The organism is Pedobacter sp. (assembly GCF_039594775.1).
Lineage (GTDB): Bacteria > Bacteroidota > Bacteroidia > Sphingobacteriales > Sphingobacteriaceae > Pedobacter.
Map to the genome: position 1 here is coordinate 890,315 of NZ_JBCNMT010000001.1, position 15,870 is coordinate 906,184.

General features: G+C 39.5%; 11 protein-coding genes. 7 read left to right on the forward strand and 4 right to left on the reverse strand.

Translation table 11 applies throughout. The annotated features are described in order from the left end of the window. Positions 1-5 precede the first annotated feature (5 nt). Positions 6-983 (forward strand): MoxR family ATPase, encoded by a 978-nt coding sequence (locus ABDV71_RS03900; RefSeq protein ID WP_343531112.1) that lies wholly within the window; start codon positions 6-8, stop codon positions 981-983. 28 nt (positions 984-1,011) lie between these two features. Further along, positions 1,012-2,358 (forward strand): DUF58 domain-containing protein, encoded by a 1,347-nt coding sequence (locus ABDV71_RS03905; protein ID WP_343531113.1) that lies wholly within the window; start codon positions 1,012-1,014, stop codon positions 2,356-2,358. 209 nt (positions 2,359-2,567) lie between these two features. Here ABDV71_RS03905 and mfd read toward each other — a convergent pair whose 3' ends face one another. Next, positions 2,568-5,900 carry a transcription-repair coupling factor gene (gene mfd, locus ABDV71_RS03910; protein ID WP_343531114.1) on the reverse strand — a complete coding sequence of 1,111 codons (3,333 nt, stop codon included), beginning with the start codon at positions 5,898-5,900 and terminating at the stop codon, positions 2,568-2,570. A gap of 186 nt (positions 5,901-6,086) precedes the next feature. On the opposite strand from mfd, the gene ABDV71_RS03915 reads away from it, so the two are divergent. Next, positions 6,087-6,395: a DUF2752 domain-containing protein gene (locus ABDV71_RS03915; RefSeq protein ID WP_343531115.1), complete on the forward strand. Its 309-nt coding sequence runs from the start codon at positions 6,087-6,089 to the stop codon at positions 6,393-6,395. Positions 6,396-6,415: 20 nt separating this feature from the next. Beyond that, positions 6,416-6,757, forward strand: a complete 342-nt coding sequence (locus ABDV71_RS03920) for a TM2 domain-containing protein (RefSeq protein WP_343531116.1) — start codon at positions 6,416-6,418, stop codon at positions 6,755-6,757. A 68-nt stretch (positions 6,758-6,825) separates the two neighbouring features. Here ABDV71_RS03920 and ABDV71_RS03925 read toward each other — a convergent pair whose 3' ends face one another. The 3 genes from ABDV71_RS03925 to ABDV71_RS03935 all read right to left on the reverse strand — a co-directional run bounded on the left by ABDV71_RS03925 (position 6,826) and on the right by ABDV71_RS03935 (position 11,941). Further along, positions 6,826-8,205, reverse strand: a complete 1,380-nt coding sequence (locus tag ABDV71_RS03925) for a glycoside hydrolase family 30 beta sandwich domain-containing protein (protein WP_343531117.1) — start codon at positions 8,203-8,205, stop codon at positions 6,826-6,828. Between the two features lie 24 nt (positions 8,206-8,229). Further along, positions 8,230-9,726, reverse strand: coding sequence for a glycoside hydrolase family 30 protein (locus tag ABDV71_RS03930; RefSeq protein ID WP_343531118.1), 1,497 nt, complete (start codon positions 9,724-9,726; stop codon positions 8,230-8,232). A 310-nt stretch (positions 9,727-10,036) separates the two neighbouring features. Next, entirely contained in the window at positions 10,037-11,941 is a 1,905-nt protein-coding gene (locus ABDV71_RS03935) for a 7TM diverse intracellular signaling domain-containing protein (protein ID WP_343531119.1), read from the reverse strand. Between the two features lie 194 nt (positions 11,942-12,135). Here ABDV71_RS03935 and ABDV71_RS03940 point away from each other — a divergent pair, with 194 nt between their 5' ends. The 3 genes from ABDV71_RS03940 to ABDV71_RS03950 all read left to right on the forward strand — a co-directional run bounded on the left by ABDV71_RS03940 (position 12,136) and on the right by ABDV71_RS03950 (position 15,781). Beyond that, positions 12,136-13,233, forward strand: a complete 1,098-nt coding sequence (locus tag ABDV71_RS03940; RefSeq protein WP_343531120.1) for a Nif3-like dinuclear metal center hexameric protein — start codon at positions 12,136-12,138, stop codon at positions 13,231-13,233. Then, positions 13,233-13,976, forward strand: coding sequence for a C4-type zinc ribbon domain-containing protein (locus ABDV71_RS03945; protein ID WP_343531121.1), 744 nt, complete (start codon positions 13,233-13,235; stop codon positions 13,974-13,976). Before ABDV71_RS03940 ends, ABDV71_RS03945 begins: the two co-directional genes overlap by 1 nt. Positions 13,977-14,296: 320 nt before the next feature. Further along, positions 14,297-15,781 carry a tetratricopeptide repeat protein gene (locus ABDV71_RS03950; protein ID WP_343531122.1) on the forward strand — a complete coding sequence of 495 codons (1,485 nt, stop codon included), beginning with the start codon at positions 14,297-14,299 and terminating at the stop codon, positions 15,779-15,781. Positions 15,782-15,870 lie beyond the last annotated feature (89 nt).

Sequence of the window (15,870 nt, forward strand, 5' to 3'; positions counted from 1 at the left end):
TATACATGGAACAAGAGATGTTTAACCATCGTACCGATTTAAGCCAATTGAGCCAAGCGGTAGAACAAATTAGGCAGCAACTGTCGAAAATAATTGTAGGCCAGCAAAATACCATTGACTTGCTCATTGCTGGTTTGCTAGCTAATGGACACTTGCTACTGGAAGGGGTACCCGGAGTGGCAAAAACTTTAAGTGCAAAACTGGTTGCAAAAAGTATAGATGCTACCTTTTCCCGTATACAGTTTACGCCAGATTTAATGCCTTCGGATGTATTGGGCACCGCAGTGTTTAGTCCAAAAACGGCAGAATTTCAGTTCAGGCAAGGCCCAATATTTGGCAATATTATTTTGGTAGACGAAATCAATCGGGCGCCGGCAAAAACTCAATCGGCATTGTTCGAAGCGATGGAAGAGCGTCAGGTTACGGTAGATGGACATACCTATAAACTAACGGAACCATTTATGGTGCTGGCCACGCAAAATCCAGTGGAACAAGAAGGAACTTACCGTTTGCCGGAGGCGCAACTAGACCGCTTTTTATTTAAGATAGAAATCAAATATCCTACATTAGAAGAGGAAATTGAGATTTTAACCCAACAGCATCAGCAAGATACACAGCATCAGCTAGAGGATGTTAAACCAGTGCTAGATGTAAAGCAGATCATTGCTTTACGGGCAGTAATCAAATCATTGTTTGTGGAGCCTAAGTTGTTGGCTTACGCAGCACAAATTGTACACGAAACCCGAGAGAACAAGGCTTTGTATTTGGGAGCGTCACCAAGAGCTTCGTTGGCATTGATCAATAGTGCCAAGGCAATGGCAGCAATGGCTGGTAGAGATTTTGTAACCCCAGATGATATTGTAAGGGTAGCAAGCCCGGTATTGGCACACAGGGTGATGTTAAGCCCCGAGAAAGAAATGGAAGGCTTAACGACGGCAGATATCATTGCACAAATTATAAAAAAAATAGAAGTACCAAGATAGCTCCTTGTAGTGACGGCGACAGTAAATAATGAAAAAACTATTTAGAAAATTCTATACCAACCTGTTTCTGGCAAACAGGCTTTTCATTGCGCTGGGCATTTGCTCGGCCATGTTTCTATTTGCCTTTTTTTTACCTATCCTAGGTGATTTGCCTTACATCGCTTTTGGGGTATTGTTATTGTTGGTCTTCATTGATATTTATTTATTGCACTCGTCAAAAAAAGCAGTGTTTTTAAGAAGAGATGTACCAGAAAGATTAAGTAATGGTGACGATAATGAACTTAAAATCTACCTCGAAAATTTTTATCCTTTTCAGGTTTCTGTAGGCATTATTGATGAAATTCCTTTCCAATTTCAGAAGCGCGATTTATGGTTTAACACAAGTTTGAAATCGCGGGAGCAAAAAATTATTAACTACTTTTTACGTCCAACTAAACGTGGCCAATACGATTTCGGTTTTACCCGCTTGTTTGTAAAATCGCCATTGGGTTTGGTAAGTAGAAGATTTAATGTCGCTGGAGCGGGGATGGTGCCCGTATACCCTTCCTTCCTGAAACTGAGAGAATACGAACTGATGGCAATTTCCAACCGTTTAACTGATGTGGGGATTAAGAAAATTAGAAGAGTTGGGCATAGTATGGAATTTGACCAAGTGAAAAATTACGTGGCAGGCGATGACTTTAGGACCATTAACTGGAAAGCGACTGCTCGTAGGTCTGATTTTATGGTGAACACCTACACCGAAGAACGTTCCCAGCACATCTATTGTGTAATCGACAAATCAAGGGCAATGAAAATGCCTTTTGAGGGGATGAGTTTACTGGACTATGCCATTAATGCTAGTTTGATTTTATCAAGTGTAGCCTTAATAAAGCAAGATAAGGCGGGGTTGATTACCATTGCCGAGAAAACCAAAAATGTGGTATTGGCAGATAGACGCCCCACACAGTTGAATAAAATAATGGAGGTGCTGTACAAAGAGAAAACCCGTTATCTGGAAACAGATATGGAAGCGCTTTTTGTAAGTTTACGTTCGGCATTGAAACAACGTAGCTTGGTGGTTTTCTTCACCAACTTTGAAAGCATGTCGGGATTGGAAAGACAGTTGCCTTACCTCAAAAGGATCGCGAAATACCATCTTTTATTAGTGGTGTTTTTTGAAAATACCACGCTTAAAGCTTTGGGGGATGGACAGGCCAAAGATGTTGAAGGTATTTATATTAAAACCATTGCCGAAAAATTTGCTTACGAAAAAAGATTAATGGTAAAGGAGTTGACCAAGCATGGTATTTTGAGTTTGCTTACAGCACCACAAAACCTCACGGTAAGTGTGGTAAATAGGTATTTGGCCATCAAGGCAAGACAGCAGTTATGATGGTTTTGTCATTCTGAACGTAGTGAAGAATCCATTTTTAGACTAATAGATTCCTTCCCAATGTATTAAAAAAAGTGCTCCTTGAGAAGGAGAGGAGACTCACGATGTATCTATGTGTTTGTATTTATAAAAAAGACATATAGCCACATAGGAAACCACATCTACAATGGTAATTTGTAGAGAATATTTTCTTAATTCGAACGTAAGAATTAAATCAATTCCAACATCTCTACGGCCTCATCAATATTGTTAATGTTGTCAAACGAAATACGTAAGCTGTCTTTTACTTCCTTGAGGTTGCATAAACGAGGATGTAGTTGTGCGAAAGCCAGAACGCGGTTAAAGGTTTCCGAATCGAAGAACTTCGATTGCTTATCGCTTATAAAATAGCCACGCAGGATGTTTTTCTTATAGCTCACTTTTTCAAAACCTAACGTTTTGGCAATCCATTGCAAACGTACTACTTTTAGCATGGCCAAAACCTGTGAAGGCACAGGGCCAAATCTATCCCGTAAACGTTTTTCGAAATTGCTGATTTGTTGCTCAGTTTCCAGTTTCGATATTTCTGTATATAGGTTATAACGTTCGGTAATGTTAGTGACGTAGCTATCAGGGATATGCATTTCCACATCGGTATCTACCTGGGTGAAGCTTACATAAGGGCGCTCTGGCTGGTCTTTAAACAACTCCTTAAACTCATCGTCCTTTAACTCTTGGATGGCCTCGTCCAAAATTTTATTATACATCTCAAAACCTATTTCGGCAATAAAACCACTTTGCTCACCACCTAACAAGTTTCCGCTACCGCGAATGTCCAAATCACGCATAGCGATGTTGAAACCGCTTCCTAGGTCCGAAAACTCTTCAATAGCACTTAGGCGTTTGCGGGCTTCATCGGTTAAGGTTGATAAAGGCAAACTCAGTAAATAACAGAATGCTTTTTTGTTGGAACGGCCCACGCGACCACGCATTTGGTGCAAATCGCTTAGTCCAAACATGTGTGCATGGTTAATGATGATCGTGTTGGCATTTGGTACATCCAATCCGGTTTCGATAATGGTAGTCGCCACTAAAACATCTTTCTCCCCGTTAATGAAATCAAGCATCACGTCTTCCAAAGCATCGCCATCCAACTGGCCATGGGCAATACCAATTCGCGCTGTAGGTACTAAAGTTTGAATAAGCCCAGCTAGTTGCTGCAAATCCTGCACCCGGTTGTGTACAAAGAAAACCTGCCCACCGCGGTCAAGTTCAAACTGTATGGCTTCTTGTAATAGTTTATCGTTAAAAACGTGCAATTCGGTAGTTACAGGCTGTCTATTTGGCGGCGGTGTATTGATAATAGACAAATCTCGGGCACCCATTAATGAGAAGTGAAGAGTACGTGGAATTGGTGTTGCTGTCAAGGTCAAAGTATCTACGCTTACACGCAGGGCACGTAATTTTTCCTTAGCTGCTACGCCGAATTTCTGCTCCTCATCAATCACCATTAAGCCAAGGTCTTTAAACTTTACGTCTTTGCTCAACAAGCGGTGTGTACCTATAATGATATCTATTTTGCCCTGAGCTAATTTTTCCAGACTTTCTTTAATCTGTTTGCTCGTTTTAAAGCGATTGATGTAATCTACCGTACAAGGAAAATCTTTCAACCTCGAAGAAAATGTCTTGAAATGCTGTAAAGCTAAAATGGTGGTAGGCACCAAAACTGCTACTTGTTTGCCATTGGCAACCGCTTTGAAAGCTGCTCGTAGCGCTACTTCGGTTTTACCAAAGCCCACATCGCCACAAACCAAGCGGTCCATAGGGTGTGGGGCCTCCATGTCCTTTTTTACATCGGCAGTAGCTTTCATTTGGTCGGGAGTGTCTTCGTAAATGAAAGAAGCCTCCAGCTCGGTGTCTAAATAACTATCGGGAGCAAAAGCAGTACCCACTTGAGCTTTACGCATGGCATATAGCTTAATGAGGTCGCGGGCTATGTCCTTAACTTTTTTTTTAGTGCTTTTTTTTAGCTTATCCCAGGCTTCGGTGCCTAGTTTGTTCATTTTTGGCGGTGTGCCATCCTTACCACTGTATTTAGCAATACGGTTTAGAGAGTTGATGTTCACATATAGCAGGTCATTGTCTGCATATACCAAACGAATCATTTCCTGCATTTTGCCATTGGTTTCTACTTTTTCTAAACCGGCATATTTTCCGATACCATGGTCTATATGCGTTACAAAATCGCCAGGTTTTAAATCCCTCAGTTCTTTTAAGGTAATGGCCTGGCTACGTTGATAACCTTTCTTTAATTGGTACTTGTAGAAACGGTCGAAAATCTGATGGTCGGTATAAAAAGCAACCTTTTGTATAAAGTCAACAAAACCCTCACGTAAAGGAATATGAATAGGGATAAATTTTACGCTTTTGTCAATATCATCTAAAATGGCATATAAACGTTCTATCTGTTTAGCTGAACTTGCAAAAATGAAATTATTAACGCCCTGCTTTTCGTTTTCCTTAAAGTTGTGGATAAGCAGGTTGAAATCTTTGTTGAAAGAAGGCTGCGGTTTGGTGTCGAAGTTAAAGACATTATCTGTTTGGTAGAAAAACTGCTTTCCAAATTCCACAAGGGTGAAATCATGCAGGAGGTCAGCCAGCATTTTTTCGTCAGAAAAGGCAAACTTAGGATCTAGCCAATTCGGATTTTGCTGTTTCTCCGTTGCAGGCAATGCTTTCCAAAGTTCATTGGCTTTTTTGTAGCCTGTTTTTACCACGTCAAGTGCAAAAGCTACATCTTTGAACCAAAGCTGGGTATCTTTTTCAATATAATCTAGTAGGCTGATGTTGTTTTCGGTAAGAAACTTGGCCTGCACATTAGGTACAATGGTCAAGGTTTTTACATCGTCTACCGATAATTGGCTTTCGATCTCAAAAGTTCTGATGCTTTCTACGGTATCACCAAAAAACTCAATACGGTAGGGAAGGTCATGAGAAAAAGAGAAAATATCGACAATACCACCACGGATAGAAAATTGACCGGGCTCATAAACAAATTCCGCACGCTCAAAATCATACTCGAATAAAAACTCGTTAATGAAATCTATGCCAAGTGTTGCACCTACGGTAATTTCCAAGGTGTTTTTCTCCAAAACGCTGCGGTCAATTACCTTTTCGGCCAAAGCCTCGGGGTAGGTAACCACAATTTGCCCATATTCAGACTGATGATTAAGCTCGTTGAGCACTTCGGCACGGGCCAATACGTTGGCTGTATCTACCTGTGTAAACTCAAAAGGTTTGCGGAACGAAGAGGGAAACAGCAAAACTTCCTTGCCCAAAATACTTTCAAGATCAGCAGAAAAATAAGCGGCTTCTTCCCGATTGGGTAATACAAAAAGTTGTGGTTTGTGCTGTAAAAAATAGGTGGTTAACGCAATTACGGCATCGGAAGAACCCACCAATCCCTTGATTTGGGTTTTGCTCTTGCTGTTGTTCAGCGATTTCGCGATGGCAAGAACTCGTTGGTCGGTTTTAAATCTATTAATTAAATCTCTAACGTTCACTATTCAAAGATACGGAATGAAATGTTGTGACAGGGTTAAATTTCAAATTTAACTTTAAGGGCGTATACTTTTGTTAGGAGTAAATAAATGTTTGGTCGGGATTTATTTCCAGTTTGTCGAAATTGGTTTCATAACAAGTAACATAAAGCTTATTATTGTTTCTTAATATTACAAAACGCGAAACAAATGATAGGCGATAAAGGAAAATATGTAGAATTTGTGTTTTGGGTTTTAGCACTAACGTTACTGGCCACTGCTGATCCCCACGAGCATCATTTCACCTTATGCCCCTTGGCTAATCTAGGTTTCGAGTGGTGTCCGGGATGTGGTTTAGGAAGATCTATCACGGCCATTTTTAACGCTGATTTTGAAGCGAGTTTTAGGCATCATTGGTTCGGTATTCCAGCTTTGCTAATTATCCTCTACCGCATTTATCAGTTAGGAAAACAATTAATTATTAAACAAAGCAAACAATTAAAATATAAGGAGATCTAGCCATGTTCGATCAAAATTTCATGTCATTACCAGGCATTACCCCACAAGAATATTCATATTTACAATCTGCCACCCAAGGTTTAAATGAACAACAACTACGTACTTTCTTGATGATTTACTCTGGAAAGCGTAAAAATCCAAGCGATATGCTGTTATTCTGTATCATTGGTTTGTTTTTGGTGCCAGGTTTACAGCGTTTTATCATTGGCCAAATTGGGATGGGTATTCTTTACTTATTTACTGCTGGTCTTTGTTTGATCGGTTCAATCATCGATATTGTTAACCATAAAACTTTAGCTTTTGAACACAACCAACGTATGGTTTTTGAAAGCATGCAAATGGTTAGAATGAGCAACTTTTAAACATACTCAAATGTAAAAAACTGCCCTGCATGTTCTCCAACATACAGGGCAGTTTTATTTTCTAGGCACTACCAAACAAAGGTAGCTGTTGCATTAGGTGCTAGAGAATAAGAAGTGTTTTTGTTTTGAAGTGCAATAGCAAAAGCCTTTTGCTCTTTTCCAGTGTTGAGCACAATCAGTACTGTTTTTCCTTCCGGAGTTTTAAAAGCTACATTGGCTAATCCATCAACTTCGTTCGAAGCAATTCTAACCGAGCCAGGCCTTACAAATTTTGCGGCTTGGGCAATAATATAATAGGCAGGGTTTCTTGTTACTTTATTTCCCTCAATGGTGATAGCTCCCAAGCATCTGTCGCAGCCGCCAGGCGTATGTGGGTTATAGTTTCCATCTGCGGCCAAGTTCCATTCCAATACTGTTCTCGCCCAATTTCTGGTGGCGCCAATAATGAGGTGCTTCACATGAAATGGAAAATCGCCTGCCATGTTTCCAGGGGCGCCTACCCATTGTTCGGTGAAATAAATATTCTTATCGGGATGAGCTTCATGGACTTTGCTTAAGGCCTCAATTCTACCTCCGTATAAGTGAAATGCCGAACCATCGATGTAAGGTTTTGCTTCTTTATCATCCAAAATACTGATAGGATAGTCGGGTCTATCGGCATTGTGATCATAAATGATGATTTTGGTATTGATTTTATGCTGCTTGAAGATTGGTCCTAAATGTTTTTTAACGAAAATGGCTTGGTCTGCAGCAAGCATCAACAAACTTGGATTGTTTCCGGGATGCAAAGGCTCGTTTTGTACCGTGATGGCATCAATGGTAATGCCATTTGCTTTCATGGTTTGAATGTATTTGACAAAATACAAGGCGTAGGCATCATAAAATTCGGGTTTTATGCTGCCGCCTTTGGTGGCGTTGTTGGTTTTCATCCATGCTGGTGGAGACCAAGGTGAACCCATCAATTTAACCTTTGGATTAATGGCAAGGATTTCTTTCAATACCGGAATGATCTCCTTTTTATCGGGGCCCAAATCAAACTTGCTCATTGACAAATCGGTTTCACCTTCTGGTAAATCATTATACGAAAATACGTGGTCATTAAGGTCAGATGCGCCAATGCTCAAACGAAGGTAGCTGGTGCCAATATTGTTTTTATCGGTAGCAAATAGTTCAGTTAAAATTGCTTTTCGGGCAGATTTTTCCATGGCAAGCAAATGCTGGGCACTTCCGCCAGTAAGCGTATAACCAAATCCATCAATGCTTTGGTAGCTTTTGCTAGGGTCTATGCTAATGGTATTTTCGCCAGTAGCTAGGTTTTCAGATTTGTTGTTTTGCTGTACAAACAGGATGTTTTGTTTTACATCGGTAAGCCAAACTTGGGGTTGCTTTTGAGCCTGTAAGCTGCCCCAGCAAAGGCAGCTCAAGGTCAAGATAAAGTACTTCTTCATCTGGGTGTTCAAATAGTGCGTTAATTAATTGACAATAAAGGTGCTGATAGAATGCGGCTGGCTTTGTGTTTTAGCTGCTTCTCCATTTAACCACAGTTGATAGTCGAGTTTTTTATCGCTCGTATTCATTACCACAACCACAATTTTACCATCGGGATTAAGAAAGCCAGAAGTTTGTAAAATATCCCTTGTAGAGGAAGTGATGATACGTTTAGCACCTGGCTTAATGAATTTAGAGAAATGCCCCAAGTAGTAATAAGCATTGGTGTAAATCAACTTTCCTGTGCGGGTGTCGGCATGGATGGGGGCAAAGCAATAATTCTGCACATGGTTAGGGCCTCCTTTTTCATCTAAAAGAATGTTCCAGTCTGTCCATGCAGCGGTTCCGTTGTTAAAATCATTGATCATCGAATGACCGTATCGTTCCCCTAAAGACCAATTATTGATGCTGTCTAGGCTGAATTTTTCTTTACAACCTTCGGTGAAAATCAATTGCTTGTCTGGAAAGCTTTCGTTCACTTTTTTCAGGTTGTCGAACTGCATTTTGCTACCTGTCCATGTTTCATACCAGTGAAAACCAATGCCCCAAACATATTTTGCCGCCTGTGGGTCGTTCAAAATGGTGCTGGCTCTGTGGTAGATTAAATCGCGGTTGTGGTCCCAAGCAATTAGCTTTTTATTGGCCATGCCAGATTTATGCAAAGTTGGACCTAAATAGTTTTTAATGAAATCTCTCTCCTCTTCGGCAGTATAAATGCACGATTCCCATCTTTGCTTGGCCATGGGTTCATTTTGCATGGTTAAGCCCCAAATAGGAATATTTCTTTTCTCGTATTCTTGGATGAATTTGATGTAATAATTGGCCCAAGCTTGTTGGTATTCGGCTTTTAACTTGCCTCCTTGTAACATGCTGTTGTTGGTTTTCATAAAAGCTGGTGGCGACCAAGGGCTCACATAGGTGGTTAGTTTTCCACCTGCTGCTGCAATTGCCTTTTTAATCAAAGGAATTTTGAACTGCTCATCGGGAGCAACGTTGAAGGTTTTCAAATCTTTATCGTTTTCCTTTACGTAAGTATAACTGCCTGAAGAAAAATCGCAGCTATTGATATTGGTACGTAGTAAATTGTAGCCAATGCCTTTTTCTTTGTCATAGTAAGCTGTTAAAAATTCTTTTTGTTGCTCTGCCGGCAGTTTGGCAAAAACTTCAGCGGATGCATCGGTAATGGCTCCGCCTATACCTACCATGGTTTGAAAGGTTTTATGGGTATTGATGAAAACCGTAGGCTCGGTTTCTAAAGGCTGGCTGTAAGGAGTGAAATTGAGTTTTCCCTCATTGCTGATACGCAGATTGGTATTCTCGGCGGTGGTGAACTTCTCCGCTTGTTTGGTGCTATTTTTTGGCTTATCTGTGGATACCAATAGAAAAGCGAGCACTAAGGTAAATAGGTTGGTTTGATACATATTATGATTAATAAGGGAATATTTGGTGTTTTCGGATTTTGCTCCGTGCCCGTAAGTCATGATTTAAGTTTTACGCACAAGGACGTGTTTAGGGTTTATATTTGGTTAGATTAATAGTGCTTTTGAGCGCAATTTTTTTGCCGTTGCGGTATGCAAAGTAGATTAAACTATTGCTAAAAAACAAGCGTTTTAGTTTGAAATTTTTAATTAAATATCTGTAATACAGGTTGTTGTGTTGAATTTGATACGTTTTGATGCCGAAAGCCAAGAAGATGAAATTCCTTGCCAAACCTAGCGAAAAGCCTGTTTTTTAGCAGAAATGATCAAAGAGGTTGATACGTTTTGGTACCAACGTGAAATTTTTCGAATTTTAGCTAAGGACGAGCTTGCTCCAGCCCATATCTCCAGCATTTTTTAATTCTTTTTTCCTGCTTTCCATCACTTTTTTGATTTTGTTGCCATAGTTTAGGCAAGTGTTTTGCCTAATGCCCAAAATCTCGGAAAGCTTGTGCGAAGAGATTTTTCCTTGAGAAGAGTAGATAAGGAAAACCATGTAGAAGGATTTGGTAATGGAAATGCGGCTATTTTGGAAGATGGTATCAATGAGTACCGATTCTTCGTAGCTACATTTTTTACAACGTCGGCTATGTGAGGTATGCCCTGGAATATAATCGCTGGTGCCACATTTTTTGCATTGATAGCCCTTGCTCCATTTTAAGTTGGCTAAAAACTCAAAGCAGCTTTCTTTGTCTGGATATATCTTACTGAACTCCTCAAAATCTACTTCAGTTGACATGACCCTTGCCCTGGTCACTTTTTCAATATCTACTTTAAGCTCCTGGTTGTCGTTGGTAAGCAGTGCATTCATCTTACTGATTTCTTCTGCCTGTTGTGCCAAGCGACGATTCGATTCCGTAAGCTGTATATTTTGAGCTTCAATTACCGCTGATTTTTCAAATACCTCTTTCGTTCGCTCTTTTACTTTGGCTTCCAGTTCTCTGTTGAGAGTATCCTTGAGCTCGGCATTAATGGTCATTTGTTTAATGGTTTCCTGCTGGGCAAAATCCTTTTGCTGTTTCAGCCATCGTACCTTATCGCCAATAGCTAAAGAAAGAAATATCATTTCCAGCACAAAACTGATGCTTAGGCCATAATAACTTACTGCACTTACATTGAGCCAGTCAAAACCAATTGAAATCAGGAATTTGAGCAAGAAGCCCAAGAAAAGAAAACTGTAGCCCAATACAAAGTACCTTGCGGGCTTATATCCTTTTGAATAGATGTAAATTCCAGTAGCGTAGGCAAGTGTTAAAGGGATAATTTCAAGCACCTTGTATTTGAACAAATCTTGGTTAAAGAAGAATGAAAATACAAACAAGGCAATCCTTAGGATAATCAGCAGATTAATGACACGATATAAGGAAGGTGCCTTCTCCTTTACTTGCAGAAGTCGTTGCGAAAATAGTAACGCAAAAACACTGGCCGAACATAAGGCAATGGCATAGGCAATTTGGTTCCATTGTGGGCTGTTGGGCCAAAGGTATTGATAGGCAATGCCGTCGGTGCTCATCTCATAAATGGCAATGCTGATGTTGTAGAAAACGTAATACAAATACTGTCGTTGCCTAATGTAAATGAACATCAACAGGTTGTAAAAGCTGAAAATCGCAATCATCCCATAAAACACACCAAATGAAAAATATTCAGTGGTAGCATATTGTATAAACCAATGGACCGAACGTAAAACGAGTATCACATCGGCAGTTTGTTGTGATTGTATCCTAAAGTAAAATACTCTATTTTGATTGGGGATATTTTCAAGAAGGATTTCAAAGTTCTTATGTTGTAGTTCACGTTGGTCAAATACATATCGGTCGCCTAATAACAAACTGTCATAGCCACCATGCTGATTGGGGACGTAAGCAACGATATCGTCAATGGTTTGGTCGAAAAATTCTAATAAAAAACTTTTGTTAAGCGACTTCGCCTGATTGACGGAAATTCTGTACCAATGTACCGCTGCTTTGTTGGGTTTTTTAGGCGTGCTGGAGATGCTTGGCTTAAAATAGGGGGAACGTTTCGGTGATAAAACTTCTTCGAAAGTCAGCTTTCCAGTAGGGTCTTCGAGCTGTTCAATTTCTTCAAAAGAGAAAATATGCTGTTTCGTGTTCTCTGTAATCCATACTGTTTTTTGGGCAAAAGCATTTCCAAAAGCAGTGAAAAAGGCTGCTTGTAAAAGAAACAGTTTGAAGTGAAACAAGATTGAATTTCTCATTAATTTGGTTTGGGAGCATAAGTGTGACCATGCGGAACATGTGAAAACTTATCTCCTTAGTGTCAAAGATACAATTTGCCTGTACAAAAGAAATAGGCCAGGAAACTTTGAAATGATAGCGATGTCATGTTGAGCTTGTCGAAACATTTTTTTGCGATATATTTTAATTGAAAGCTTATGGTTAACTTTAACCAATGAAATTAAAGAAGCTAATTGAAAGTTTAGAACAATGGGCACCGCTCAATTACCAGGAAGATTATGACAACGCTGGCCTGATTGTGGGAAGCCCAGATGATGAAATCCATGCCGCTTTGGTTTCGCTGGATTGTACGGAGCAGATTGTTGACGAAGCCATTGAAAAGCATTGCAATCTGATTATTTCTCATCATCCGATCGTATTTAAGGGGCTCAAGAAGCTGAACGGGAAAAACTACGTAGAACGGGTGGTAATGAAAGCCATCAAAAATAACATTGCGTTATACGCCATCCATACCAATTTAGACAGTGTGGCGACTGGTGTAAATGCGAAAATCTGTGAGCGTTTGGGAGTCGAAAACACCCAGATTTTAGTGCCCAAATCAGGTATTTTAAAAAAACTGGTTACTTTTTGCGAACATAAAGATGCAGAACAATTGCGTAATGCACTGTTTGCTGCAGGCGCAGGGAATATTAGTCACTACAGCGATTGTAGTTTTAACCTAGAAGGCGTGGGCACTTTCAAGGGCGATGAGCAGTCGAACCCAACTTTGGGTAAAGCTGGTGTTAGGGAATATGCGAATGAAACCCGTATCGAGGTCATTTTTAAAATACAGGATGAACGTAGGTTATTGTCGACTCTGTTTGAAAATCATCCTTATGAAGAAGTTGCTTACGATATTTATGCTTTGGAAAATAAACTGCAAAGTGTAGGCTCGGGCATGGTAGGCACATTACCAGAAGAAATGGACGGTGCAGATTTTCTACGTTTGGTAAAAACGCAAATGGATGCAAGCGTTCTGAGACATACCGACCTGTTGCCCAAAAAAATAAAAAAAGTTGCCGTGTGTGGTGGTTCTGGAAGTTTTCTGTTAAAAAATGCCATTGCTGCAGGTGCCGATGCTTTTGTAACAGCTGATTTTAAATACCATGAATTTTTCGATGCGGAAGATAAAATTGTGATTGTAGATATCGGACATTTTGAAAGTGAACAATTTACATCTAATTTGTTGATAGATAATATTCAAGAAAAATTTCCTAACTTTGCAATCCGTTTAACGGAGCATAACACAAACCCCATAAATTATTTCATTTAATGGAACAAACAGTAGAGCAGAAGCTAAAGGCTTTATACGAATTACAAAACATACATACCAAGATTGATAAGATACGCCAAATTAGAGGTGAATTGCCAATTGAGGTTGCCGATTTGGAAGATGAGGTAGCTGGTTTGGAAACCCGTATCCAAAAAATCAAAGCAGAGTTGGATGATACGGAAGATGCTATTGTAAATCGTAAAAATATGATCAAGGAAGCTCAAAACTTGATTAAAAAATATGATGCACAACTTAAGGATGTAAAAAACAACCGTGAGTACGATGCCTTGACTAAAGAGGTTGAAATCCAAAACTTAGATATTCAGGTAAGCGAGAAAAAGATTAGAGAGTTTGGTTTCGAGATTAACAATAAAACTGAAATTTACGAGAAAGCTAAAGCTAATCTTGATTTAAGAAAAGGTGATTTAGAAGCAAAGAAAACGGAGCTTGACACCATTACTGCTGAGACTGAAAAAGAAGAACAAGCTTTATTGAAAAAAGCAGAGAAAGCTCAAGAAAATATCGAGGAACGTTTGTTATTCGCTTACAACAGATTGAGAAAAAATGCGGTAAATGGTTTAGCTGTAGTAACTATCGATAGGGATTCTTGCTCGGGTTGCTTCAACAAAATTCCACCTCAACGTCAATTAGATATCCGTCAGCGCAAAAAAGTAATTGTTTGCGAGCACTGTGGTCGTATCTTGGTTGATGAGGCTTTAACGCACGAATTGGCAGAAGCTTAATTTAGTATCCAACCAACCAAATATAAAATTAGCCCCGCAATTGCGGGGCTTTTTGTTTAAAGCCATATTGAAACAATCTGAATGTTATTAAACATTTAATTGTCAGTCTGAGCCTGTCGAAGACTACTTTATAAAGAATGCTTCTAATGGTTCGATATTACAGAGGTGCTTTTGCTTGGATAAAAACATTATTCAAGTAAAATTTATTGTTTTGAAAAATAATGTATTAATGAAATTTGGTGGTTTTTTAAAAACAACCAATAAATAAATACGTTATATACCTTTGTTTAACTAAATTGTCATCTATAACCATAACACCCTTGAAACTGATTTCCCGTCTTTCGATTCTCTTCCTTCTGTTATCACCGTTTGCGGCATCAGCCAATTTCGATTTCAATGCAAATTGTGTAAAAGCCTACCAAAATATTTTTGAACTGAAACTTGCTACGGCGAAGCAGTTGATTGCTTCGGAAAAGAAAGCCAGACCCAATAATTCCATTATTCCTCTGTTAGAAAATTATGTAGATTATTTTTATCTGCTTACTACCGAGAGCAAGGCGGAGTTTGAAAAGCTGGAATCAAATAAAGCCAGCCGCTTGGACCAAATTAGTAGAGATGATAAGAATTCGCCCTACTACTTATATGCGCAAGCGGAGATCAATCTGCAGTGGGCGTTAATTAGAAGCCGATATGGCGCTTATTTCGCGGCCTCACGTGAAATTAACCGAGCCAATGGTTTGCTGAAGGATAACCAAAAGAAATTTCCTAATTTCCATTTAAATGATAAAGGTTTGGGGTTAATCAACGTGGTGATAGGTGCCTTGCCCGACGGCTTTATGAAATCTGCTTTGTCTACTTTTGGTGTGAAAGGTGATGTGCAAACTGGATTGGCGCAATTAGATCGTTTAGCGGAAAACCTTCCAAAATCAACCTATGAGCCTTTTTATGAGGAGGTGATTTTTTACTATGCCTATTTATTGTCTGATGTAGCCAAGAGCCCGCAAGCTTATGCTAAAACCATGAAATATACGGCTCGTATTGCTGATAGTAGCCTGTTGAAAAGCTACATGCAGGCTTATGTGTGTGCCCGCAATGGGAAAAGCGAACAGGCCATCGAAATACTAGAAAGCAGACCTAAAGGAAATGCTTATCAGCCTTTTGCTTATTTGGATTATTTACTTGGAGTGGCTCGCCTAAATAAATTAGATCTTGGAGCAGCGTCGAATTTTAGCCAGTTTTTGCAACGTAATCAAGGTGTTAATTATATTAAGGATACCTATTTGCATATGGCTTGGATTTCTTTGTTAAAAGAAGATACGGCTGGTTTTAACAATTATATCACTCAGGTAAAGAGTAAGGGAAATACTTATGCTGAGAAGGATAAGCAGGCCCTTAACGAAGCCAACTCCCCTAAACCTCAAATGGTTTTGTTAAAAGCTCGTTTGTTGTATGATGGAGGTTATTTAAACAAGGCATTGGACGTTTTAAATGCGACTAAGGCGGATGACTTTACCAGCAATAAGGATAGGACAGAATACGCCTATAGATTGGCCCGTGTAAATGATGATTTAGGAAAAGATGATGTAGCGCTTGTTCAATACCAAAACGCTATCAATTTGGGTAAGGGGTTGAAGTACTATTATGCCGCGAAATCTGCAGTGCTTGCTGGAAATATCTACGAAAGGAAAAAGAATTTCGCGAAAGCGAAGGCATGCTTTCGTTTAGCGATAGATATGAAAGGCCATGAGTACGAAAACAGCATTGAGAATGAAGCGAAACAGGCTTTGAAAAGAATAGATGGATAAGGATTGAAGATAAAGGAGCAAAGAACAAGGATTCGTCAGAGTTCCAAACTCTGTATAAAATCTTTATTCTTTGCTCCTCATTTCTTGCT